Source organism: Pauljensenia sp. C0170B4, assembly GCF_056590235.1.
The window spans coordinates 1-22851 of record NZ_JBWPVS010000008.1 but is presented as its reverse complement, the minus strand read 5'-3'; the positions used below and the strand labels follow the sequence as shown (position 1 = coordinate 22851).

Genomic DNA, 22851 nt, shown 5'->3' with positions numbered 1-22851 from the left:
GATCACGAGGATCGTCGAGGGTGGCCTGGCCGCCCGTCACCTCATCCGCGCCGGCACCGTCCGCTGAGTCAGCACCGCTCCCGGAGCCGGCACCGTTCAGTGAATCGAGAATGGCAAAAATGCGTTCGCTGACTTCTTCGACCGACCCGTTCGCATCGACTGCTTCGAGCAGATCCTGATCGACATAGTACGTGGCGACCGGCTCAGTTTGCGTATGGTAAACCGCCAGGCGATGACGGATAACCGGCTCAGTGTCGTCTGAGCGGTGCTGTTCGGTTGCGCGCTTGAGCATGCGGTGCACAACCTGATCTTCATCCGCCTGAAGCTCGATCACCACGTCAAGTTCGGTTCCCAGGTCAGCGAGCGTGTCACGCAAAGCATGTGCCTGCTCAACAGTGCGCGGATAGCCATCGAGCAGGAAGCCCTCAGCGGCATCAGGCGCCTTCAGGCGAGCATGCACCATCGGGTTGATGACCGAGTCGGGAACAAGTTCGCCGCGATCCATGTAGGACTGTGCGAGGATGCCGAGTTCCGTCTGTTCGGCAATGTTGGCGCGGAAAATTTCCCCTGTTGAAATGGCCGGGATGCCGAGTTTGCATGCAATTATGCTTGCTTGAGTTCCTTTGCCCGCTCCAGGAGGACCGAGCAGGATAATAGCTGTCATCGAAGGAATCCCTCGTAATGATGTTGTTCGAGCTGAGTGTTGATTTCTTTCACGGTCTGCAGGCCGACGCCGACCATAATCAGCAGCGTGGTACCACCGAACGGCATCTGTCCATTCTGCAGACCGAGTGGGATCATCATCAGCGACGGTACAAGGGCGACAATCATCAGGTAGAACGCACCCGCCGTGGTAATGCGGTTCATGACGTAACGCAGGAATTCAGCGGTCGGGCGTCCAGCACGGTACCCCACGATGAAACCGCCGTAGCGTTTCATGTTGTCGGCAACCTCGTCCGGGTTGAAGGTGATGGAAGTGTAGAAGAATGCGAAGCCGAGGATCATCAGGGCGTACAGCACGAGGTAGAGCCATGACTGGTGGTTGAAGTTTGAACGCACCCACTGCACCCACGTCGATTCTGGTGAGCCAAAGTTCGCCATCATCACCGGCATAGCCAGGATCGATGACGCGAAGATGACGGGGATAACGCCCGACATATTGATCTTCAGCGGGATGTATGTCGAGGAACCGCCGTACATGCGGCGGCCGATCATGCGCTTGGCGTACTGAACGGGGATTCGGCGCTGTGATTGCTCGATGTAGACAATGGCAAGTGCGACTACGAGAATCATGCCGACAATTGCGGCAACTTTGCCCCAGCCGCCACCTTGTCCGATCGAGAACAACTGAGCAGGCATACGAGCGGTGATCGACGTGAAGATCAGCAGTGACATGCCATTGCCGATGCCACGCTCAGTGATCAATTCACCCAGCCACATGATGACGGCGGTACCCGCGGTCATAGTAACGATCATCACGAGGTACATGGGGATGGACCGGTCAGCTATGATGTCGTGCTGGCAGCCGGGGAACATGTTGCCCGAGCGCGCCATGTACACCATGGTGGTCGACTGCAGTACGCCGAGGAAGATTGTGCCGTACCGCGTGTATTGCGTGAGCTTGGCCTGACCCGTCTGACCTTCCTTGTGCAGGTCATCGAACCGAGGAATGACAACTCGCAGAAGCTGGACGATGATCGACGCCGTAATGTACGGCATGATGCCGAGCGCGAAGATCGACAGCTGGAGCAACGCGCCGCCTGAGAACAGGTCGACGAGCCCGAGCAGGGATCCTTCTTCCTGAGTTGCCAGGCACTTCTGCACGTTGACAGTGTTGACGCCTGGGGTCGGGATAAATGCTCCGAGGCGGAATACCGCCATGATCATCAAGGAGAACAGCAACTTCCGACGCAGGTCAGGAGTGCGGAACGCCTGTGTGAAGGCACTTAACACGGCTTCCTCTTCCTAGGTTGATGGTGTGACAGCTTGACGCAATCACAACTTTACTCACCGTGCCTAGCCTACCCGAGTTAGCACGTCTCACGTCAATTGGATTGGCTACACCGCGGTTTTTCGTTAGTTCATTGCCGAGGGCGACCCGATGACGCGCCATCTGCGCCCATGTGATCGACCTGCGACACTATGGGGGTGGTTTGGCTAACAAACCACCCCCACCGTGTTTCAGACTTATCGCACCGTGACGGTGCCACCAGCCTGCGTGATCTTGTCCTGAGCCGATTGTGAGCATGCATCCACATCCAGGGTGAATGCGCTGGTCACTTCTCCGCCTCCGAGGACCTTGACCGGGTGTCCGTCACGAACAGCTCCCTTTTGAGCCAGGTCTTCCGATGAAACGGAGCCGCCCTCGGGGAACAGTTCCTGCAGCTTGCCGACGTTAACCACCTGGTATTCCACGCGGAACGGATTCTTGAATCCGCGCAGCTGAGGAAGACGCACGTGAATCGGCTTGGCGCCGCCCTCGAAGCCAACTGGGACGGAACGGCGGGCCTTGGTGCCCTTCGTGCCGCGGCCGGCGGTTTTACCCTTGGAGCCTTCACCACGACCCACACGGATCTTGGCCTTATTGGCTCCCCTGGCGGGACGCAGGTCGTGCAGCTTGAGGATGCCTGCGGGGGCTTCCTCAGTCGTCTTGTTCGACGTTGATTTCGCCATGATCAGTCAGCCTCCTCCACTGTAATCAGGTGTCGCACTGTGTTGATCATTCCGCGAACTGACTCGGAATCCTCACGCACAACGCTTTGGCGGATCTTGCGCAGCCCAAGGGTACGCATGGTCTCTTTCATGTTCTGCTTGGCGCCGATCGTTGATCGAACCTGCGTGATCTTGAGTTTTGCCATTATTCACTCACCCCTGCGGAGGCTTTGGCGGCTTCCCTCTGCTCGGCCTGAGCTTTCTTTTCCGCTTCGCCTTCTGCCTGTGCGCGCAACATGCCGGACGGAGCAACACGCTCCACCGGAAGTCCACGACGTGCGGCCACTGCTTCAGGTGTTTCCAGCTGCTTCAGAGCTGCCACCGTTGCTCGGACGATGTTAAGTGCATTGTCGGATCCGAGCGACTTGGTCAGCACGTCCTGTACGCCAGCTGCCTCGAGGACGGCGCGCACAGGGCCGCCGGCAATAACGCCGGTACCTGGTGTAGCGGGACGCAGCAGCACGATTCCGGCTGCATCTTCGCCCTGGACCAGGTGAGTGATCGTGCGGCGGATCATGGGCACGTGGAAGAAGGACTTCTTAGCTTCTTCAACGCCCTTGGAAATAGCCTGGGGAACTTCCTTGGCCTTTCCGTAGCCGACGCCGACGGTGCCTTCGCCATCGCCCACCACTACCAGAGCGGTGAAGCTGAAGCGACGTCCACCCTTGACCACCTTGGATACGCGGTTGATCGTGACGACACGCTCGATGTATTGGTTCTTGTCTTCGTTGCGACGGTTGTCGCGACGGTCAGTGTTACGCCCCTGGCGGCGATCGCGACGCTCGCTGTCACGTTCGTTGCGCCCGGAGGATTCCTGACCGTTTCTGCTTCGCTGCGCTGCAGCCATCAGTTGATCTCTCTTTCCCTCAGTCGCTTTCAGAGGTTCAATCCGCCCTCACGGGCGGCCTCTGCGACAGCCGCGACGCGGCCGTGATACTTGTATCCTGCGCGGTCGAAGACCACTGCGGAGATGCCAGCAGCTTTGGCGCGCTCTGCGATCAGTTCGCCTACACGGTGAGCCTTGTCCACCTTCGAGCCTTCTGCCGAAGCAAATTCGTCTTCCATCGTGGAAGCGGACACGAGGGTGTTGCCAACCGTATCGTCGATGACCTGTGCGACCATGTGGCGGTTCGAACGGGTCACGACCAAGCGCGGGCACTCGGCAGTGCCGCTGATCTTCTTGCGAAGACGCTGATGGCGACGCTTACGCGCAACAACTTTGCCTTTGCCTTTGACGGAGTAGCCCATCACTTACCAGCCTTTCCGACCTTGCGGCGGATCGTTTCACCCACGTAGTGAATACCCTTGCCCTTGTACGGTTCAGGCTTCTTGATCTTACGAATCCGCGCTGCAGTTTCACCGACGAGTTGCTTGTCGATGCCTGAGACCGTGAACTTCGTTTGTGAGTCAACCGTGAAGTCAATGCCTTCAGGGGCCTTGAACGGAACGGTGTGGGAGAATCCCAGCGAGAATTCCAAGTCCTTGCCCTTGGCGACTACGCGGTAACCGGTGCCGGTGATCTCGAGCTGTTTGCTGAAGCCCTGGGTCACGCCCACAACCATGTTGTTGATCAGTGAACGGCTCAGTCCGTGCAGTGAACGGGCTTCGCGGCCGTCATCCGCACGCTCGACGATAATCTGGCCGTCCTCGACGCGTGCTGAGATCAGATGAGGAAGCTCATGGCTCAGCTCGCCCTTGGGGCCTTTCACCGTGACTGTGGCGCTCTTGATGTCGACGTCAACTCCCGACGGGATTGTGATTGGGCTCTTACCGATTCGTGACATTGTCGGTTCCCCCTCTCACCAGACGTAGGCGAGGACTTCCCCACCTACACCCTTGTCGGATGCCTGACGGTCAGTCAGCAGACCAGAAGATGTGGACAGAATAGCCACACCCAGTCCGCCGCGGACCTTCGGCAAGTTCGTCGACTTCGCATAAACGCGCAGGCCTGGCTTGGACACGCGTTGCAGACCTTCAATTGCACGCTCACGCTTGGAGCCGTACTTGAGATTGAGGATCAGTGTTTTGCCAACGCGAGCATCCTCGACGGAGGTCGAGGCAATGTAGCCCTCTTCCACCAGGATGTTCGCAATGGCGGCCTTCAGCTTGGAGTACGGCATGGAGACCGACTCGTGCTGAGCCGAGTTTGCGTTACGCAGACGCGTCAGCATGTCTGCGATGGGATCAGTCATTGTCATGGGGACTAATTCCCCTTCCTCGTCGCGGTTTCCACCGGGGTCCCCGGGACCTACGACGTAGTGCTTACCAGCTGCTCTTTGTCACGCCTGGGAGTTCGCCACGAAGGGCGAGCTCACGCAGGCAGACTCGACACAGTCCGAACTTGCGGTAGACCGAGCGCGGGCGTCCGCACCGGCTGCACCGGGTGTAGCCACGGACACCGAACTTCGGGGCGCGCGCGGCTTTGATCTTGAGAGACGTCTTAGCCATGGTCAGTCCTCCTTAAAGGGGAAGCCGAGGTGACGTAGCAGTGCACGGCCCTCCTCATCGGTGCGGGCTGAGGTCACGATTGTGATGTCCATGCCGCGCACGCGGTCGATGCTGTCCTGATCGATCTCGTGGAACATGGACTGTTCCGACAGACCGAAGGTGTAATTGCCGTTGCCGTCAAATTGCTTCGATGACAGTCCGCGGAAGTCGCGGATACGGGGCAGAGCGGTCGACAGAAGACGGTCAAGGAACTCCCACATGCGATCGCCACGCAAGGTGACGTGTGCGCCGATGGGCTGGCCTTCACGCAGTTTGAACTGTGCGATGGACTTCTTGGCCTTGGTCGTCACAGGCTTCTGGCCGGTGATTGCCGTCAAGTCGCGCAGTGCTCCTTCAAGTGCCTTCGAGTCACGAGCGGCTTCACCAACGCCCATGTTGACGACGATCTTGGTGAGACCGCCCACCTCCATGACGTTGCTATGCTTGAACTCGTCACGCAGCGCTTGACGAATCTCTGAGTTGTACTTTTCTTTCAGACGCGGGGCCATGATCAGATCTCCTTGCCCTGCTCGATACCTGCTGCCACGCGACCACGGGTCACGCGAACACGCACGGTGCGGGTACGACCGTCACGCTCAACCTGGTCTTCCCTGAAGCCCACGCGAACGCGCTGCTTTGTGTCGGGATCAACCAGAGCGACCTTGGACAGTGAAATCGGTGCTTCCACTGTTTCAATGCCGCCACTTGAGTTCTGGGACTGTCCCTGGCGCACATGACGTGTCTTCAGGTTGACACCCTCGACCAGGACCTTCTGTTCCTTCGGGAACACCTTGATGACGCGACCCTGGCGGCCCTTGTCACCTGGCTTGAGGGGTTCAAGGCCCTCAGCTTCGCGGCGCTCGTTGCGCTTGGCGAGCTTGGCCTCGTCTGACGTGCGTCCACGGACAACCTCGACGAGGTCGCCTTTACGAATCTTCGCTGCCATCAGAGCACCTCCGGGGCAAGTGAAATGATGCGCATGAACTTCCTGTCGCGCAGTTCCCTGCCGACAGGTCCGAAAATACGCGTCCCGCGTGGCTCCCCATTGCTGTTGAGAATCACTGCGGCATTTTCATCGAATCGAATGTAGGAACCGTCGGAACGACGCGTTTCCTTACGCGTACGTACGACGACCGCCTTAACGACTTCGCCCTTCTTGACGTTGCCGCCTGGGATAGCGTCTTTGACGGTGGCGACAATCGTGTCGCCAATTCCGGCGTAGCGTCGACCCGAACCGCCGAGAACACGGATGGTCAGGATCTCCTTTGCACCTGTGTTATCAGCGACTTTCAGTCGCGACTCCTGCTGGATCATTGTGTGTGACTCCTGTCGTCGTGCCGGTTCTCATCGCAGCGCGGTTGCGCCACTAGAGCCTGACCGAACGGATGATGGTCTATGAGGACGAATTACTTCGCCTTTTCGATGATCTCCGCGACGCGCCAGCGCTTGGTGGCTGACAGCGGGCGGGTCTCCATGATGCGAACGAGGTCACCGACGTGGCACTCGTTGTTCTCGTCGTGGGCCTTAACCTTTTTCCTCTTACGCATGACTTTGCCGTAAAGTGCGTGCTTCATGCGGTCTTCGAGCTCAACGACGACGGTTTTATCCATCTTGTCGCTGGTCACGTAGCCACGACGAACCTTACGGAAATTACGTGCGACAGCCTCATTAGTGGTCTCGGACATGCGACTCACTCCTTCGTAGTGGGGGCTGTGCGGAAGCCGAGCTCCCGCTCACGGCTAATGGTGTAGATCCGGGCAATGTTGCGACGAACTACCTTCATGCGTCCATGGTCCTCGAGAGAACCGACGGCTTGGGAAAAGCGCAGGTTGAACAGTTCAGCCTTAGCTTTCTCGAGCTCCTTGGACAGCTGTGCTGCGTCCATTGCATCCAGGTCGGCGGTCGTCAGACCTTTGTCGGCCATCAGAGTTCACCACCCTCTCGGACCACAAATCGGGTCTTCATTGGAAGTTTGTGCTGGGCACGGCTCAGAGCTTCGCGAGCGAGCTCCTCGGAAACGCCGCCCAGTTCGAACATAATGCGGCCCGGCTTGACGGGGGCGACCCACCATTCAGGAGCGCCTTTACCGGAACCCATACGGGTTTCTGCGGGCTTCTTGGTCAGCGGGCGGTCAGGGAAGATGTTGATCCACACCTTGCCGCCACGCTTCACGTGACGGGTCACCGCGATACGAGCTGCCTCGATTTGACGGTTCGTGACATAGGCGCCTTCAAGAGCCTGGATGCCGTAGTCGCCGAAGGCCAGCTCGGTGCCGCCTTTAGCCACACCAGTGCGGTGTGGACGATGCTGCTTGCGGAACTTGGTCCGACGGGGAATGAGCATAAGACTCAGGCCTCCGTTCCTTGATCGGCAGCCGGCTGTTCGGCCTGGGGCTCAGTCTGAGCCTTTTCTGGCTGCGTGTTTTCGCTTGCGCGTTCCTGGTTGCGCTGACGTCCACCGCGTCCCTGGCCTCCACGGCCGCCGCGACGGGGTCCGCGACGATCACCGCGGCGTCCGCCGCGGTTCTGCTGCTCAGCCTGCTGGCGAGCAAATTCGCGCTCGGTCATGTCGCCCTTGTAGATCCACACCTTGACGCCAATGCGACCGAAGGTGGTACGAGCTTCAAAGAAGCCGTAGTCGATGTTCGCGCGCAGGGTGTGCAACGGCACACGGCCTTCACGGTAGAACTCGGAGCGAGACATTTCGGCTCCACCCAGACGGCCGGACACCTGGACACGAATACCCTTGGCGCCTGCACGCTGTGCGGACTGAATGCCCTTACGCATGGCGCGACGGAACGAGACACGTGCTGCGAGTTGCTCGGCGATGCCCTGAGCAACCAGCTGTGCGTCCAGATCGGGGTTGCGAACCTCGAGGATGTTGAGCTGGACCTGCTTGCCAGTCAGCTTCTCGAGAGATTGACGCAGGCGATCTGCCTCGACGCCACGACGTCCGATCACAATGCCGGGACGCGCGGTATGCAGGTCGACGCGCACGCGGTCGCGGGTGCGCTCGATGTCAACTTTCGAAATGCCGGCGCGCTCAAGGCTTTCAGACAAAGCGCGACGAATGGCGACGTCTTCGGCTACGTAATCTGCGTAGCTCTGGCCTTTGGTGGTTGAGTCGGAGAACCAGCGGGACCGGTGATCGGTGGTGATTCCCAGACGGAACCCGGTTGGGTTAACCTTCTGCCCCATTACTGGTCTCCCTTCTGCTTGTCGTCCTTGGTGCCCACCACAATGGTGATGTGGCTGGTGCGCTTGAGGATCCGTCCGGCGCGTCCTTGTGCGCGGGGGCGGAAACGCTTCATAGTCGGGCCTTCGTCCACAAAGGCTTCGAGGACCAGCAGGTCGGCTTCGTCAAAAGCCTCCCCTGCCAGCTCAGCCTTGAATTTGGAGTTGGCGACAGCGCTGTGAAGCACCTTCTGGACATCGGTTGCGACGGCCTGCGGAGCGAACCGCAGAATGTCGGCTGCCTCCAGGACACGCTTGTTGCGAACTTCGTTCACCACGCGGCGTGCCTTCTGGGGCGTGACGCGAACGTAACGCGCCTGCGCCTTGGCTTCCATGAAATCCTGCCTTTTCTTCCCTAGGGCCGGCTCAGCGCCGACGTCCTTTGCGATCGTCCTTGTCATGGCCTCGGAAGGTACGAGTGGGAGCGAATTCTCCCAACTTGTGACCCACCATCGCCTCGGTGACGAACACCGGGACGTGCTTGCGGCCGTCATGCACCGCAAATGTGAGGCCCAGGAAGTCTGGGGTGATCACTGAGCGGCGTGACCATGTCTTGATGACGGCTTTTGAATTGGTTTCGTTGGCCTTGTCGACTTTCTTGAGCAGGTGGTCGTCGACGAAGGGGCCCTTCTTCAAACTACGCGGCATATTTTCAGCTCCTTATCAGCGCTTCTTGCCGGTCCGGCGACGGCGCACGATAAGCTTGTCGCTGGCCTTGTTCGGACGACGGGTACGGCCCTCGGGCTTGCCCCACGGTGACACCGGATGGCGACCACCAGAGGTACGGCCCTCACCACCACCATGCGGGTGGTCGACCGGGTTCATCACAACACCGCGAACGTGGGGGCGCTTGCCCTTCCAACGCATACGGCCTGCTTTACCCCAATTGATGTTGGAGTGATCGGAGTTGCCGACCTCGCCAACAGTTGCACGGCATGCAGCATCAACGTTGCGGATTTCACCGGAAGGCATACGCAGTTGCGCGAAGCGGCCTTCTTTGGCAACGAGCTGCACAGACGCTCCAGCGGAACGCGCGATTTGCGCGCCACCACCGGGCTGCAGCTCAACTGCGTGCACGACGGTACCGAGAGGGATGTTACGCAGCGGCAGGCAGTTACCTGGCTTGATATCAGCCTGTGGGCCTGCTTCCACGCGGTCACCCTGATACAGGTTGGCCGGTGCCAGGATGTAACGCTTGGCTCCGTCCTCGTAGTGCAGCAGTGCGATGCGCGAGGTGCGGTTCGGATCGTATTCGATGTGAGCCACAACGGCGGGGATGCCGTCCTTGTCATGGCGACGGAAGTCGATCACGCGGTAGGCGCGCTTGTGGCCACCACCGCGGTGACGCGAGGTCACGCGGCCGTGCGCGTTACGACCACCGGTCTTGCTCAGCGGACGCAGCAGCGACTTTTCTGGTGTAGAACGCGTGATTTCAGCAAAGTCCGACACACTTGAGCCGCGACGGCCCGGCGTTGTGGGCTTGTATTTGCGGATTCCCATAATGTTCCTCTACCTCTCCGGCTGCCTTCAGGCCTGATCGCCGAAGATGTCGATGGTGCCTTCGCGAACGGTCACGATTGCTCGCTTGACGTCCTTGCGCTTTCCGATTCCGTTGCGGGTCCGGTATTCCTTACCCTTACGGTTCTGGGTCGCGACAGAGGCAACCTTGACACCAAAGATTGCCTCGACAGCAATCTTGATCTCGGTCTTGTTGGCGCGAGGATCAACTTCAAATGTGTACTTGCCCTGATCCATCAGGATCGATGACTTCTCAGTCACGACAGGCTTCAAGATGATGTCGCGCGGGTTCTTGGTGGATTCGAGTGCGCTCACTTGGTCTCCTCCTTAGTACCGAGGAAAGTCTCGAGGGCGCCCTTGGTGAAGATGACATCGTCGTTGTCGAGGACGTCATAGGTGTTGAGCTGATCAACCCACAGAATGTGAGTTTCCTGCAGGTTGCGCAGGCTCAGTGCCGTCAGATCTTCACCGCGTTCAAGGACCACCAGGACGTTGTCGTTGCCAGCAACGATTGTCCGCAGAGCTTTCAGAGCTGTCTTGGTGGACGGCTTGTCGCCCTCGAACAATGAAGTCACAACGTGAATGCGATCGTTACGAGCGCGATCGGACAGTGCGCAGCGCAGAGCGCCGACCTTCATTTTCTTCGGGGTGCGTTGTGCGTAGTTACGCGGCTGAGGTCCGTGAACCACTCCGCCACCGGTGAACTGCGGTGCGCGGATGGAGCCCTGACGAGCGTTACCGGTTCCCTTCTGGCGGTACGGCTTCTTGCCGCCGCCGGAAACCATGCCACGGGTCTTGGTCGCGTGTGTTCCCTGTCGGGCCGCAGCAAGCTGCGCCACGACGACTTGATGCATCAGCGGAATGTTCGCCGGCACGTCGAAAATTTCACCGGGCAGGTCGATCGTGTCGACCTTCTTGCCCTCACGGTCGAGCACATCGATCGTGCGCGTGGTTTGGTTATCAGTCATGTCACGCACCCTTCACGGACGTGCGAACCAGGACGATACCGTTCTTCGGGCCGGGGATTGCGCCGCTAATGAGCAGGAGGCCCTTTTCGGCGTCCACAGCCTGGATCGTCAGATTCTGAATTGTGCGGCGCGCATTGCCCATACGGCCGGCCATGCGCTGTCCCTTAAAAATGCGACCAGGTGTTGCACAGGCACCAATGGAGCCTGGCTTGCGGTGATTGCGGTGGGCGCCGTGAGAGGCTCCCACGCCTGCAAAGCCGTGACGCTTCATCACACCGGCAAATCCCTTGCCCTTGGTGTTTCCGGAAACGTCAACATGCTGTCCCGCTTCAAACACGGTTGCGTCGAGTTCCTGCCCCGCTGCGTAGTTATCGGCCTCGGTTGTGCGAACTTCGGCTAGGTGGCGACGTGGTTCCACGCCTGCCTTGGCAAAGTGTCCCGCGAGAGGCTTTGTCACCTTGCGGGGGTCAATCTTGCCGTAACCGATTTGAATCGCAGAGTAACCGTCAACCTCTTCGGTACGCACCTGTGTGACGACGTTGGTGCCGACCTGCACGACAGTGAGCGGGACAAGACGCCCTTCGGCGTCCCATACCTGGGTCATGCCGAGCTTGCGGCCCAACAGCGCCGTCATGGGCGTGCTGGCCTTCTGCTTGGTATCAGTTGTCATTGCAGATGTCCTCAGAGCTTGATCTCAATATTGACGTCCGCAGGCAAGTCAAGACGCATAAGCGAGTCGACGGCCTTCGGAGTCGGGTCGATGATGTCGATGAGCCGCTTGTGTGTGCGCATCTCAAAGTGCTCGCGGCTGTCCTTGTATTTGTGGGGCGACCGAATGACGACGAACACGTTCTTTTCGGTCGGCAGTGGCACCGGGCCCACGACCGTGGCGCCCGCGCGTTGCACGGTCTCCACAATCTTGCGCGCGGAGCTGTCGATGACCTCGTGGTCATAGGACTTAAGCCGGATGCGGATCTTCTGTCCCGCCATGCCGTCTACCTCTTCTCGTACAGCTTCGTCACCGGTCCCCGCATTCGGGCGTGTCGCAATTCGCGACACATTCGTACGCGGTTTCCCTCGGGTGAGGGACGGACCGTTGTCTTATCTAAAGAACTCGGGCTATAAAGCCCGGCCAGATTTTGGTCTGGATGAGCCCCACCCTCGCGGGGCAACCTGATTAGTTTGACAGAAAACCCCTCGTTGGTTCAAGTCCGCTCAGGCAAAAACCGGTGTGAATCACCTGACAACTAGCCTGCTATCCAGCTTTTATGCCTTGCTACGGGCCCACGGAGGCACATTCTGTCACCCTGCTGCCAAGAATTGTCGCCAGTATCACTATCGCTGGTGCACCCCCTCAGCTACCCCAGCCTGTCCATCCGCACTCTGCCCGCGTGCCATCCTTTTACCTCACCCTGTCTCTCTGCAGCCTGTCACTCGGCAGTCTGCCCTTCCACAATGTGCTCGTCCATTCAATTCTCAGCGCTCACTTGCTCCCATCTCCACCTCATGCCCGTTCCCCACTTGGTCCCCTCACCCCCCCATAGCCCCTTCTTCCGCTCGGGCCCTTCTTTTGATCGATCCCCTCTTTCCTCGAGCCCTCCCCACTTAGTCCTGTCTCCCACTTGCCCTATCCCCCAGTTCCCAACTGTCGATCTGAGGGTCGAATCGACGATTCTCCGCTGAGACTTCCACGCAACACAGCTGGTCAAGGGCCTGCTAGGGAAGCAGGACCGGAACTTTCAGCCTTCAAATCGACACTCGGGTAGAGGGAGGGAAGTCTTAACGAAAAGATCTGCGGAGTATCCGTGTTCGAAGTTTTTTCGGAACTCCTTCGAGAAGCATTCGCAAACAATAGATGTTAGGTCTAGCACATAGGCATACCTACAAGATTGTTCGCGTAGCCGATCGGAGGAGTTCTTGCGGCGCCACCGCGCCTTCACTCCTAATCTCTGCAGAGACTTCTTTCCAGCACTGCCCTTTCCCCGCCTCTACCCATCTGTCGATCTCAAGGACATCTATGGAAGGACATCCCTTGGCGCGACTGCATCGGTGCAGGTCACAGCAAATTCACCTTCGTTTACTCAAACGGAATGCTGCCGAGATCGACAGTTGGGTAAACAACCGGTGGGAAACAGGCAGATAGACAGCTAGGAGCAAAAAGCTCGAGGCGGAACAGTTCAAAGTAGAACGGCTCAGGCCGGAACAGTTCGGAACGCAAGAAGAGATGGGGCCGGAACAGTTCGGAGCGCGAAAAGGTGCCAGACCCGAATTCGTTGGAGCATACAGCGCCATCGCCGCGTAATAGCGACAGAAAGCATATACACGCCCCTTGGCTATTGATCTCACGGTCAGACAATGGGAAGCACGAATCACACTGGGCCGACAAAAGGGCGGAGAACGCTAAAGGCCGGAGCAGGCTAAGAGACGGACTACAGCTAGGAGCCGGAGCCGCCAAAAGACAGAGCACGAGAAAAGGGCGGCGCTACCAAAAGGCAGAACACGCTTCAGGCCAGAGGGCGCCAAAGGAATGGGCGCGCTTTGAAACAGAGCACGCAAAAAGACAGAAACGGCAAGAAGATACAGCAGCACAAAAAAGATGGGCTTGGAAGCATCTTTCGATGCCACCAAGCCCATCTCAGCTCATTCGGCTCACCGCCAGGCGCCCTCGTCAATACCGACTCAAACGGCCCAAACGGGGAACCTCGCGAGTGCCAGCGCCAGTTACAGTCGGCTCAATGCCAACTGCACCCAGCTACCGAATCACTTATCGATTTCGGTCACACGACCTGAACCAACGGTGTGGCCACCCTCGCGGATAGCGAAGCCCAGGCCGGGCTCCATTGCGATGGGGTGAATCAGTTCGACGGTGATTTCTGTGGTGTCGCCAGGCATAACCATCTCGGTGCCCTCGGGCAGCGTGATGACGCCGGTGACGTCCGTGGTACGGAAGTAGAACTGAGGACGGTAGTTGGAGAAGAACGGCTTGTGACGGCCGCCTTCGTCCTTCTTCAGGATGTAAACCTGGCCCTTGAAGTTCGTATGAGGCGTGATGGAGCCGGGGACGGCCACAACCTGGCCGCGCTCGACATCTTCGCGCTTCGTGCCACGCAGCAACAGACCGCAGTTCTCGCCTGCCCATGCTTCATCCATGGACTTGTGGAACATTTCGATACCGGTGACGGTGGTCTTCTGGGTCGGGCGGATGCCGAGGATCTCGACTTCAGAGTTCAGAGCCAGCTTGCCACGCTCGACACGGCCGGTCACAACGGTGCCACGGCCGGTGATGGTGAAGACGTCCTCGATCGGCATCAGGAACGGCTTGTCGAGATCGCGCTCAGGGGTCGGGACGTACTCGTCCACTGCATCCATGAGCTCTTCGATTGCCTTCGTCCACTTCTCGTCGCCCTCAAGAGCCTTGAGTGCCGAGACGCGGATGATCGGGGCGTTGTCGCCATCGAAGTCCTGAGAGTTGAGCAGGTCGCGGCATTCTTCCTCAACGAGCTCCAGCATTTCCTCATCATCCACGGCATCGCTCTTGTTCAGAGCAACAAGGATGGTGGGGACGCCGACCTGACGGGCAAGCAGAACGTGCTCGCGGGTCTGAGCCATCGGGCCGTCGGTTGCTGCGACCACCAGAATTGCGCCGTCCATCTGGGCTGCACCGGTGATCATGTTCTTGATGTAGTCAGCGTGACCGGGGGCGTCAACGTGTGCGTAGTGACGCTTCTCGGTCTGGTACTCCACGTGGGAGACGTTAATCGTGATGCCACGATCGCGCTCTTCAGGAGCGTTGTCGACGTTCTCGAACGGCGTGTACTCGTTCAGTTCCGGGTACTTGTCGTGCAGAACTTTGGTAATTGCTGCTGTCAGCGTCGTCTTGCCGTGGTCAACGTGTCCGATGGTACCGATGTTGACGTGCGGCTTGGTGCGCTCGAACTTGGCCTTCGCCACTTGTGTCCTCCTGGACTCGGGTAGATGTTCTCAGCCTATGGCTAGGTGTTAGCTTAACACCCACAGGGCGTGAGATCCTACAGGGTTTCTATTGAATTGGAGTGCGGATCTGCGCTGCAGCTTTCACACTGCCCCTTGACAGTGATCCCCGCCACCTCGCTCACCGGAATCCCGGCGCTATCCGTCTTGCGCTGCACTGACGCTCCGGTCTCGACCGATCGGTTCCGGCGCGGGACCCCCGCTACTGCGAGGTCCCCCACCGCTGACCGATCTGACCAGTGCAATCACGCAGTGCAACAGGCAATAGCACTACGGTACACCGATCGGGGTTGATCCGACCCCGTGGGACTCACTCGCCCCGAGACTTTCCGACGATTTCCTCTGAAACGCTACGAGGAACCTCGGCGTAGCTGTCGAACTGCATCGAGTACACGGCGCGTCCCTGGGTCTTGGACCGCAGGTCGCCAACGTATCCGAACATTTCCGACAGCGGAACTTGCGCGCGAACAACACGCACACCATGCTGCTCATCCATTGACTGGATGGCACCACGACGAGAGTTCAGGTCGCCGATCACGTCGCCCAGATATTCATCAGGCGTACGCACCTCGACGGCCATAATCGGCTCAAGAAGAACCGGCTTCGCCTTCTTGGCGGCTTCACGCATGGCCATTGAACCTGCGATCTTGAACGCCATTTCAGACGAGTCAACTTCGTGGTATGCACCGTCAAGAAGCGTGGCTTTGACATCCACCATCGGGTATCCAGCCAGAACACCGGAGTGCATGGCTTCCTGAATACCAGCGTTTACAGAGGGGATGTACTCACGCGGAACGCGGCCACCGGTGACTTTGTCCTCGAAGACGTACTCTTCTTCGGAATCGCTCGGCAGCGGCTCCAGCATGATGATGACGCGGGCGAACTGACCCGAACCACCGGTCTGCTTCTTGTGAGTGTATTCAAACTTTTCGACGGTCTTACGGATCGTCTCGCGGTAGGCGACCATCGGCTTGCCGACGTTAGCCTCGACCTTGAATTCGCGACGCATACGGTCAACAATGATGTCGAGGTGAAGCTCGCCCATACCACCGATGATGGTCTGGCCACTTTCCTGGTCCAGCTCAACGGTGAAGGTCGGGTCCTCTTCAGCCAGCTTCTGGATGGCGACGCCCATCTTTTCCTGGTCAGCCTTCGACTTCGGCTCGACAGCCACGTGAATAACGGGCTTCGGGAAGGTCATCGACTCCAGAACAATCTGATCGTTCAGGTCACACAGCGTGTCGCCGGTGGTGGTGTCTTTCAGACCGATCACAGCGTAGATGTGACCAGCGTGCGCCAGATCAACCGGGTTCTCCTTGTTGGAGTGCATCTGGAAGATCTTGGAGATACGCTCACGCTTACCCTTGGTCGAATTCATGATCTGGGAGCCGGCTTCCATCTTGCCGGAGTAGACGCGGATGAAGGTCAGCTTGCCGTAGAACGGGTGCGCCGCAATCTTGAATGCCAGCGCTGAGAAAGGCTCGTTCTCATCGGGATGACGAACGAGGTTCTCTACCTCAGAGTCATCACCAGGTTCGAAACCGCTGACGGATTCGATATCCAGAGGTGAGGGCAGGAAGCTGATCACACCGTCCAGCACGGGCTGAACACCCATGTTGCGCAGTGCGGTACCGCAGTAGACCGGGAAGGCCTTGCCTGAAACGGTCAGCGCACGCACGCCTTCCTTGATCTGGTCAACGGTCAGTTCGCCGTTTTCCAGGTAGGCTTCCATGAGCTCGTCGTTGCCTTCAGCGGCGGCTTCCATCAGAGCCTCACGGTATTCCTCGGCCTTGTCCTGCAGGTCGGCGGGAATCTCGCCTTCCTCGACGATGGCACCAAGGGTGGGCTTACCGTCTGCGTCAGTTGCCGGGTAATGGAAAGCCTTCATTGACAGCAAGTCAACGTTGCCTTCGAAGGTATCCTCGGCGCCAATGGGCAGCTGCATGACGATCGGGTTCGCTTTGAGGCGATCCTTGATGGTCTGCACCGAGTAGTAGAAGTCGGCGCCCAGCTTGTCCATCTTGTTGATGAAGCAGATACGTGGGACGTTGTACTTGTCGGCCTGACGCCACACGGTTTCTGACTGAGGCTCCACACCTTCCTTGCCATCGAAGACAGCCACGGCGCCGTCGAGCACACGCAGTGAGCGCTCAACTTCCACCGTGAAGTCCACGTGGCCGGGGGTATCGATGATGTTGATCTGGTTGCCTTTCCAGAAACAGGTCACGGCAGCCGAGGTAATCGTGATGCCACGTTCCTTTTCCTGGTCCATCCAGTCAGTGGTTGACGCACCGTCGTGCGTTTCACCGATCTTGTAGTTAATGCCCGTGTAGAACAGGATGCGTTCAGTCACGGTCGTCTTGCCGGCATCAATGTGAGCCATGATGCCAATATTGCGGACCTTCCTCAGGTCTGTTAGCACTTCTTGTGCCACGGAGTTGTCCTTCGCTTCGTCGTGCGTTCTTTCGGTGATCCCCATTAACGAGGGCGGAGCCCCGCTGGGGATTAAACAGCTGGCAAAAGTATTATTTCACGCAGCATGGTTGTCAGCGGCGTCAGAGGCCGCCCTCGGGAATGGAAAAATCACCAACGGTAATGGGCGAATGCGCGGTTCGATTCGGCCATCTTGTGCATGTCCTCGCGGCGCTTCACAGCGGCACCGAGGCCGTTGGACGCATCGAGAACTTCGTTAGCGAGACGCTCGGTCATGGTCTTCTCACGACGTTGACGCGAGAAGTCAACCAGCCAGCGCAGAGCCAGAGTGGTGGCGCGGGCCGGGCGAACCTCAACCGGAACCTGGTAGGTAGCGCCACCGACACGGCGGGAACGCACCTCAAGGGCTGGGCGGATGTTGTCCAGAGCGCGCTTGAGAACCACCACTGGATCCTGCTCGGTACGCTCACGCACTGTCTCGAGCGCGCCGTACACGATGCGTTCAGCCAACGACTTTTTGCCGTCGAGCAGAACACGGTTGACCAGTTGCGAGACGATCTTGGAACCGTAAACCGGATCGTCGACAAGCGGGCGCTTGGGAGCTGGGCCTTTACGAGGCATTACTTCTTCTCCTTCTTCGCACCGTAACGTGAACGAGCCTGCTGGCGGTTGCGCACGCCCTGCGTATCAAGTGATCCGCGGACAATACGGTAACGGACACCAGGGAGGTCCTTCACACGACCACCGCGGACGAGCACGATGGAGTGCTCCTGGAGGTTGTGTCCCTCACCTGGGATGTAAGCCGTCACTTCGATGCCTGACGAAAGGCGCACACGGGCAACCTTGCGCAGCGCAGAGTTCGGCTTCTTCGGGGTGGCGGTGTACACACGGGTGCACACGCCACGGCGCTGAGGCGAGCCCTTGAGCGCAGGCGTCTTCACTTTGCCGCGCTTGGAGCTGCGCCCTTTGCGGACGAGCTGCTGGATTGTAGGCACTGAAAAATTCTCCAGTCGTTGTGCACTCTGATGACTGTGTTTGCCTGTGTCAGCAGCTGCCCCGTTGTCGGGCCAGTGTCCGGTTGAATTTCGCTGCCGTGAGTTCGGCGGCGGATCGTTGCCGGTTGACGAGGGCAAGCCACGCATCGTCGTGCGTTTTCTTGTGTGGTGCCCGGCGTAGCGCAGGCACCCTGGCTTCAGTCAGCCCGATATTGTCAAGTCCCCTGACTGGGCAGCGTTGATCCATCAGGGGCCGGCGCGCCATGATGTCCGACGGTTAGCGTGTTGCTCAGCTTGTTCTGCTGTGCACCCAGGCTGTGGGGCCTGCTGCCCGTGCGGTCAGAGAATGACGCCCGGAGCTCCGATGGCACGAGGGCGAGGGGGCGATGGCCGTCCGCTCGGTATCCTCCTTGTGGAGCCCGATGCTTGTATCACCGGTTGTGGCGCTGCGTCTTGATCACTGGTGCGATCAGTGTCACATCGCCGCCAGATCGTGTGATCAAGCGGTCAGGTGACCCGATGTACTCGGGTTACCGCATTTCAGCTTAGTTTGTGGGCGGCGGGCACGTCAATTGTGTACGGCGTGAGCTAAGGCGCATTCTGGACGGAGGCGCGGTCGGAGTGGATTGTTAGGAATGGAGTCACGGGAACTTCCGACGCCTCGCGGCAGACCGCTTACGACGACTGCCGGGCGACCTTCCAAGGAGGGCTTCCCATCGACCCCGTCCCTTCCTCCGCCCCTGCTCCTCTTACTCTTACTCTTACCCTTACCCTTACCCAACTGTCGATTTCAGCACGATCTTCGGCACTACCTTTCATAAAAACTGTTCTTGACCTGCGGTTTTAAAAAACATCTTGTCGAATCGCGCCTCGAGATCGACAGTTGGGTGAAAGAAAGGAAGGGAGGGAGTAGTGGAAGGAAAGCGGAAAGATTGCCCGGCGACCTCCCTGCAGAAGTTGTCCCGATGGAATCGTGGAATATTCCAAGGCGAACCGACCAGAGGGAATCCTCACGGCCGAGGGTACCCGCCCGGCTCAAGCCGAGTTATCCACAAGTATCACCCCTACCACCACCGTATCCACAAGTTGCCGCTCTTATTGCCGCATACGCCGCTTCCCCATGTCATGCTCTTTCAGCCATGCAACTCGACATAACCGTCCGCACGCCCAACACAGCCATCACGCATCCAGCTCTATCGCCACACAGTCAGTGCTCGACATCTGGGCACCCTTAGAAAGGAGGTATCCGAGTGACCACCTACATCGAGCACCTTCACCTCGCCACAACCTCGCGCCACCGCCGCCTCAGCGCCCTTAAGAAACAAACTGGTCAGTACTACGCGCGCGTTAAGCGAGGCGTCACGTGGCGCATCGATCCCAGCGCTACCCAGAGTGAAACGTGGAAGATCCGCAATGATGCCGCCTTGGCACGGATTGCGGCCACCTGTCTGACGCATCCGCACGCGACATTCATAGGCCCATCTGCAGCTTTGCTCCACGGCCTGTGGTGCTGGGACCGTTCGCCTGACGTTCACATCCTTACGCATGGCAGACCAGGAAACGAATCCCCGACCTTGCCTCGGATTGAGATTCGTTGCGGCCACCCTCGGCGATCCCCCATCGGAGCAAGCAGAATTTCTATCCCAGCTGCCCGAATAATGCGACACCAGGTACCAGCTGTCGGGCCGATACGCACGGTCAGAATCCGCGGATCCAGCATCGACCGCGGGCGTGAAAGCGACGTGTCGGGGTCGCGCCGTCGAATGCTGCTACGTGTGGCGACACTTGAGGACACGCTCATTTTGTGCGCTCTCACGATGCCGGCGAGCCACGCGTTCGTGACGCTATGCGACGGGATGCGTCGGCTGAGTCACTTCAACAAGCACCATCAGGACAGGTCTCGCAAGGCTGAAGAGCGTGTGCGAGCTGCTCTGGTCCGCCAGCTTAGTCGCTTTCCGAGGGGGCATCGCAATGTGGCTCGCGCGAGATGGCTCATACAGCATGCGGATGCGGGCTGCGAATCAATTGGCGAGGCGATGCTGCTGTGGATAGTTCGCAGTCGGAAGCTTCACGCTGTGCGCACACAGTTTGAAGTGCGCCAACGCCCAGCTGAGAGCCTTGCTGGAGCGCGCCCGGCGAGCGTGTACTTCATCGATATTGCTTTTCCGCGCGAGAAGGTCGCACTTGAATTTGACGGCCGCAGCAAACGAGGCGTGTCGCACTCACAGATCGCTCACTCTTACCAATCTGAGGGCAGGAGGCAGCGAGATTTGGAGGCGCGCGGCTGGGTTTTCGAACGCTTCATTTGGGACGATTTGCACCACCCTGAGCATTCGGCTGCGCGGATCGAAGCCCGGTTGCGTGGGACGCGCGTGGAAAGCGCTGATCGACGTATTGGTTCTCCGAATCGACGAGGGAGGCCGCGAGCGCCCGCGCGAGATCGGTGCCAACGAGTTGAATGCAGATGCCCTGAATGTGGTGCACTGTTGAATGTGCTTGCTTCGTGAAAGAACTGCCGAAAACTGCATGAAGGTGCCGAGCTCTACCTTGGTGGTACAGCTCGGCACCTAGAGACTAATCGGCGTGACTAAGCGTGCAAATCCGACAGGTCTTCGATCTGCGAATTAGTTGCTTACAGCGGCACACCAAGGTCTTTCAGGAAGTTGCGAGGGCCATCGTATTGGATCGCAATGAGGCCGGCGAACGCTGCGAGAGCGCCAAAAAGAACGAGCTTGAAGAGTTTCTTGATCACGGTGTCTCCTCCATTTGACTAGTGGATCAACGTAGTCAATTCTATGTGCTTCTCTGCGCCAATGCAGAGACTCGATACTGTTCTTCCGCCGTTAATAGTCTCCAATTCCCACCTCCTTCTCTCCCCTACTGTCGATTTCAAGGCCCATCCGACGGTTCTCTCCACGCATCTCGATCCACAAATGCCTGCTGGCCAGTGACGATGCGTGGGGCACCCTCGTCAATTGGGAGGATACGGCAGCCAAATCGACACTTGGGTGGACAGGGCGGCGGGGAGGGAAACAGCACCATTTTGCGACTGTGGCAACCAAGATCTGAAGAAACCTCGGACACAAAATCGCCAGAGGTCTCGGAAGCGTCACGGCACTCGATGTCAGAGCCAAAAGGCCACATCACGGCGCTCTTAGTGCCCGTTATTTGCCCCTCCACTTTGGGCGTCGCCACTGTCAGTTTCCTCAGGCGCTGCGCCTTCGGCACCGATATCCTCTCCAGCCAACTCGGCCCTCCGGTAAAGGCGCTCCAGCGCGTGAGCTGCACCTTCAGCCTGCATGCCGTTCGTCCAGTAGAGCGAATGAGCCGAGCGCTGAATACCTGTGCGCCGGCTCCCCTGGCAAAATAGATCCTCCGCAACGCAAAAGTCACGAATCCGGGTGGCAAATTCAGCTAAAGCCTGCGAGTGTCGCGGCAACATCCCGTTAAAACGCGGATCGTAGTCGCCGCGGTTATACGGCATCGACCCAACAAAACCAGGATCACCGTATAGCTCGACGGCAGCAATCGCCTTCCGCGCAGGCTCACTCAGTCGCTCGACATCGCCCATGATCAGCCGGTCTTCAGGCTTGCTCAGCGTCTCAGCGACAACGATCGCGCCCTGCGAATAACCCACGAGCACGTATTTCTGATTCGGGCACCGAGCCGCGCCATCTTCAAGCATCGCGGTCAGAGCTAAAACCCCGTCTTCGACGGAAGCATTAACGTCAAAACTAGCGGGATATTCCAGCGCAATGGCACGCGCGTCTTTCGACCATTTCTCAACGATCTCGCCCGCTACGGCATCAGTGAGGCCACCGCCGCCGGTCTCCTCATTCGTTCCACGCGCATTAATCGCCACGACGTCCACGCATTCTCCGGTGGTCATGAAAGACTGCTCGGCTGGATGGCTGGATTGGGACTGGTCGGGGGCAGCTTCGATGGGGTTGTCGGTTTCGATTTCCGATTGGTTCGACGAGGTTGACTGATTCGAAAGGGCGGATTGAGCGAGAGACTGCTCCGGCTCGGCAGGGCTGTTACCGGCCACACACCCGGCTGCAGTGAGTGCCGTCACAGCAATCAGCGCAGGTAGTCCGAGCTTTCTCATCCGTCACTCCCTCTCGGTTCCACCCAAATTCTACCCATTAACGAGGGAGACTCCCATCTACTGCTACACGCAGTACGCTCCAGATCGGCATCAGTGAGTTTTCTCGATGTTTCGGGCCGACTTTGACGATCCATATTCTGGGAATCGTCGGCAGATCTGTACTTTCCTTCTCCCTCTCCTTCCCTCTTTCCCCGTCTGTCGATCTGAAGGGCAGGTCACCGGCAATCGCACCCACGGACGAGGCATTTGCACTGGTCAGGAGTAACCTCACGGGAGGTAGAGCCGTGATGAATCCAGTGAGAGGCTTCCAGGTCGACAGGTGGGTGCAGAAAGAGTTTGATCCACAATTATGAATTGGGTCTGTACGGGCAGCAGTACTGTTCCGTAGTGTGGTGCACATGACACGA

General features: G+C 58.7%; 27 protein-coding genes and 1 pseudogene. All 28 read right to left on the bottom strand.

The window, feature by feature from the left end; all coding sequences use genetic code 11:
- Window positions 1-97: 97 nt before the first annotated feature.
- A pseudogene (locus AC1EJ1_RS09595) lies at window positions 98-664 on the bottom strand (adenylate kinase); the annotation flags it as partial.
- Window positions 661-1953 (bottom strand): preprotein translocase subunit SecY, encoded by a 1293-nt coding sequence (secY, locus tag AC1EJ1_RS09590; RefSeq protein WP_058237148.1) that lies wholly within the window; start codon window positions 1951-1953, stop codon window positions 661-663. The gene secY and the pseudogene AC1EJ1_RS09595, both read right to left, overlap by 4 nt.
- A gap of 234 nt (window positions 1954-2187) precedes the next feature.
- Window positions 2188-2673, bottom strand: coding sequence for a 50S ribosomal protein L15 (gene rplO / locus AC1EJ1_RS09585; protein ID WP_058237149.1), 486 nt, complete (start codon window positions 2671-2673; stop codon window positions 2188-2190).
- Window positions 2674-2675: 2 nt separating this feature from the next.
- Complete coding sequence (gene rpmD / locus AC1EJ1_RS09580; protein WP_058237150.1) at window positions 2676-2858, bottom strand: 50S ribosomal protein L30; 183 nt, start codon at window positions 2856-2858, stop codon at window positions 2676-2678.
- Window positions 2858-3559, bottom strand: a complete 702-nt coding sequence (gene rpsE / locus AC1EJ1_RS09575) for a 30S ribosomal protein S5 (RefSeq protein ID WP_285016232.1) — start codon at window positions 3557-3559, stop codon at window positions 2858-2860. The genes rpmD and rpsE overlap by 1 nt, the downstream gene beginning before the upstream one ends.
- Window positions 3560-3588: 29 nt before the next feature.
- A complete protein-coding gene (gene rplR, locus AC1EJ1_RS09570) occupies window positions 3589-3960 on the bottom strand; it encodes a 50S ribosomal protein L18 (RefSeq protein WP_058237152.1) in 372 nt (123 codons plus the stop codon).
- Window positions 3960-4496 (bottom strand): 50S ribosomal protein L6, encoded by a 537-nt coding sequence (rplF, locus tag AC1EJ1_RS09565; RefSeq protein WP_285016234.1) that lies wholly within the window; start codon window positions 4494-4496, stop codon window positions 3960-3962. Before rplF ends, rplR begins: the two co-directional genes overlap by 1 nt.
- A gap of 15 nt (window positions 4497-4511) precedes the next feature.
- Entirely contained in the window at window positions 4512-4910 is a 399-nt protein-coding gene (rpsH, locus tag AC1EJ1_RS09560) for a 30S ribosomal protein S8 (RefSeq protein WP_058237154.1), read from the bottom strand.
- A 64-nt stretch (window positions 4911-4974) separates the two neighbouring features.
- On the bottom strand, window positions 4975-5160 hold the full coding sequence (locus AC1EJ1_RS09555) for a type Z 30S ribosomal protein S14 (RefSeq protein WP_058237155.1): 186 nt from the start codon (window positions 5158-5160) through the stop codon (window positions 4975-4977).
- Between the two features lie 2 nt (window positions 5161-5162).
- Window positions 5163-5708, bottom strand: a complete 546-nt coding sequence (gene rplE, locus AC1EJ1_RS09550; RefSeq protein WP_070726977.1) for a 50S ribosomal protein L5 — start codon at window positions 5706-5708, stop codon at window positions 5163-5165.
- 2 nt (window positions 5709-5710) lie between these two features.
- On the bottom strand, window positions 5711-6145 hold the full coding sequence (rplX, locus tag AC1EJ1_RS09545) for a 50S ribosomal protein L24 (protein WP_058237157.1): 435 nt from the start codon (window positions 6143-6145) through the stop codon (window positions 5711-5713).
- Complete coding sequence (rplN, locus tag AC1EJ1_RS09540; RefSeq protein ID WP_058237158.1) at window positions 6145-6513, bottom strand: 50S ribosomal protein L14; 369 nt, start codon at window positions 6511-6513, stop codon at window positions 6145-6147. Before rplN ends, rplX begins: the two co-directional genes overlap by 1 nt.
- A 92-nt stretch (window positions 6514-6605) precedes the next feature.
- Window positions 6606-6884, bottom strand: coding sequence for a 30S ribosomal protein S17 (gene rpsQ, locus AC1EJ1_RS09535; protein ID WP_058237159.1), 279 nt, complete (start codon window positions 6882-6884; stop codon window positions 6606-6608).
- A 5-nt stretch (window positions 6885-6889) separates the two neighbouring features.
- Window positions 6890-7123, bottom strand: a complete 234-nt coding sequence (gene rpmC, locus AC1EJ1_RS09530) for a 50S ribosomal protein L29 (protein ID WP_058237160.1) — start codon at window positions 7121-7123, stop codon at window positions 6890-6892.
- A complete protein-coding gene (gene rplP / locus AC1EJ1_RS09525) occupies window positions 7123-7542 on the bottom strand; it encodes a 50S ribosomal protein L16 (RefSeq protein WP_058237161.1) in 420 nt (139 codons plus the stop codon). The genes rpmC and rplP overlap by 1 nt, the downstream gene beginning before the upstream one ends.
- A gap of 5 nt (window positions 7543-7547) precedes the next feature.
- Entirely contained in the window at window positions 7548-8396 is an 849-nt protein-coding gene (rpsC, locus tag AC1EJ1_RS09520; RefSeq protein ID WP_058237162.1) for a 30S ribosomal protein S3, read from the bottom strand.
- Window positions 8396-8767, bottom strand: a complete 372-nt coding sequence (rplV, locus tag AC1EJ1_RS09515; RefSeq protein ID WP_058237163.1) for a 50S ribosomal protein L22 — start codon at window positions 8765-8767, stop codon at window positions 8396-8398. The genes rpsC and rplV overlap by 1 nt, the downstream gene beginning before the upstream one ends.
- 31 nt (window positions 8768-8798) lie before the next feature.
- The gene (gene rpsS / locus AC1EJ1_RS09510; RefSeq protein ID WP_058237164.1) at window positions 8799-9080 is read right to left on the bottom strand and encodes a 30S ribosomal protein S19; all 282 of its coding nucleotides are present in this window, start codon (window positions 9078-9080) and stop codon (window positions 8799-8801) included.
- 15 nt (window positions 9081-9095) lie between these two features.
- Complete coding sequence (rplB, locus tag AC1EJ1_RS09505) at window positions 9096-9932, bottom strand: 50S ribosomal protein L2 (protein ID WP_058237165.1); 837 nt, start codon at window positions 9930-9932, stop codon at window positions 9096-9098.
- Window positions 9933-9959: 27 nt separating this feature from the next.
- Window positions 9960-10265, bottom strand: a complete 306-nt coding sequence (rplW, locus tag AC1EJ1_RS09500) for a 50S ribosomal protein L23 (RefSeq protein ID WP_058237166.1) — start codon at window positions 10263-10265, stop codon at window positions 9960-9962.
- Window positions 10262-10918, bottom strand: a complete 657-nt coding sequence (gene rplD, locus AC1EJ1_RS09495) for a 50S ribosomal protein L4 (protein WP_058237856.1) — start codon at window positions 10916-10918, stop codon at window positions 10262-10264. Before rplD ends, rplW begins: the two co-directional genes overlap by 4 nt.
- A gap of 1 nt (window position 10919) precedes the next feature.
- Window positions 10920-11588 (bottom strand): 50S ribosomal protein L3, encoded by a 669-nt coding sequence (gene rplC, locus AC1EJ1_RS09490; RefSeq protein ID WP_058237167.1) that lies wholly within the window; start codon window positions 11586-11588, stop codon window positions 10920-10922.
- 11 nt (window positions 11589-11599) lie between these two features.
- Window positions 11600-11908, bottom strand: a complete 309-nt coding sequence (gene rpsJ, locus AC1EJ1_RS09485) for a 30S ribosomal protein S10 (protein WP_058237857.1) — start codon at window positions 11906-11908, stop codon at window positions 11600-11602.
- A 1770-nt stretch (window positions 11909-13678) separates the two neighbouring features.
- Window positions 13679-14869, bottom strand: a complete 1191-nt coding sequence (tuf, locus tag AC1EJ1_RS09480; protein ID WP_058237169.1) for an elongation factor Tu — start codon at window positions 14867-14869, stop codon at window positions 13679-13681.
- Between the two features lie 349 nt (window positions 14870-15218).
- Window positions 15219-17342, bottom strand: coding sequence for an elongation factor G (gene fusA, locus AC1EJ1_RS09475; RefSeq protein ID WP_058237170.1), 2124 nt, complete (start codon window positions 17340-17342; stop codon window positions 15219-15221).
- Window positions 17343-17491: 149 nt separating this feature from the next.
- Window positions 17492-17962 carry a 30S ribosomal protein S7 gene (gene rpsG / locus AC1EJ1_RS09470; RefSeq protein WP_058237171.1) on the bottom strand — a complete coding sequence of 157 codons (471 nt, stop codon included), beginning with the start codon at window positions 17960-17962 and terminating at the stop codon, window positions 17492-17494.
- Window positions 17962-18336: a 30S ribosomal protein S12 gene (gene rpsL, locus AC1EJ1_RS09465; protein ID WP_058237858.1), complete on the bottom strand. Its 375-nt coding sequence runs from the start codon at window positions 18334-18336 to the stop codon at window positions 17962-17964. The genes rpsG and rpsL overlap by 1 nt, the downstream gene beginning before the upstream one ends.
- 3154 nt (window positions 18337-21490) lie before the next feature.
- Entirely contained in the window at window positions 21491-22444 is a 954-nt protein-coding gene (locus AC1EJ1_RS09460) for a cutinase family protein (protein ID WP_285016242.1), read from the bottom strand.
- Window positions 22445-22851 lie beyond the last annotated feature (407 nt).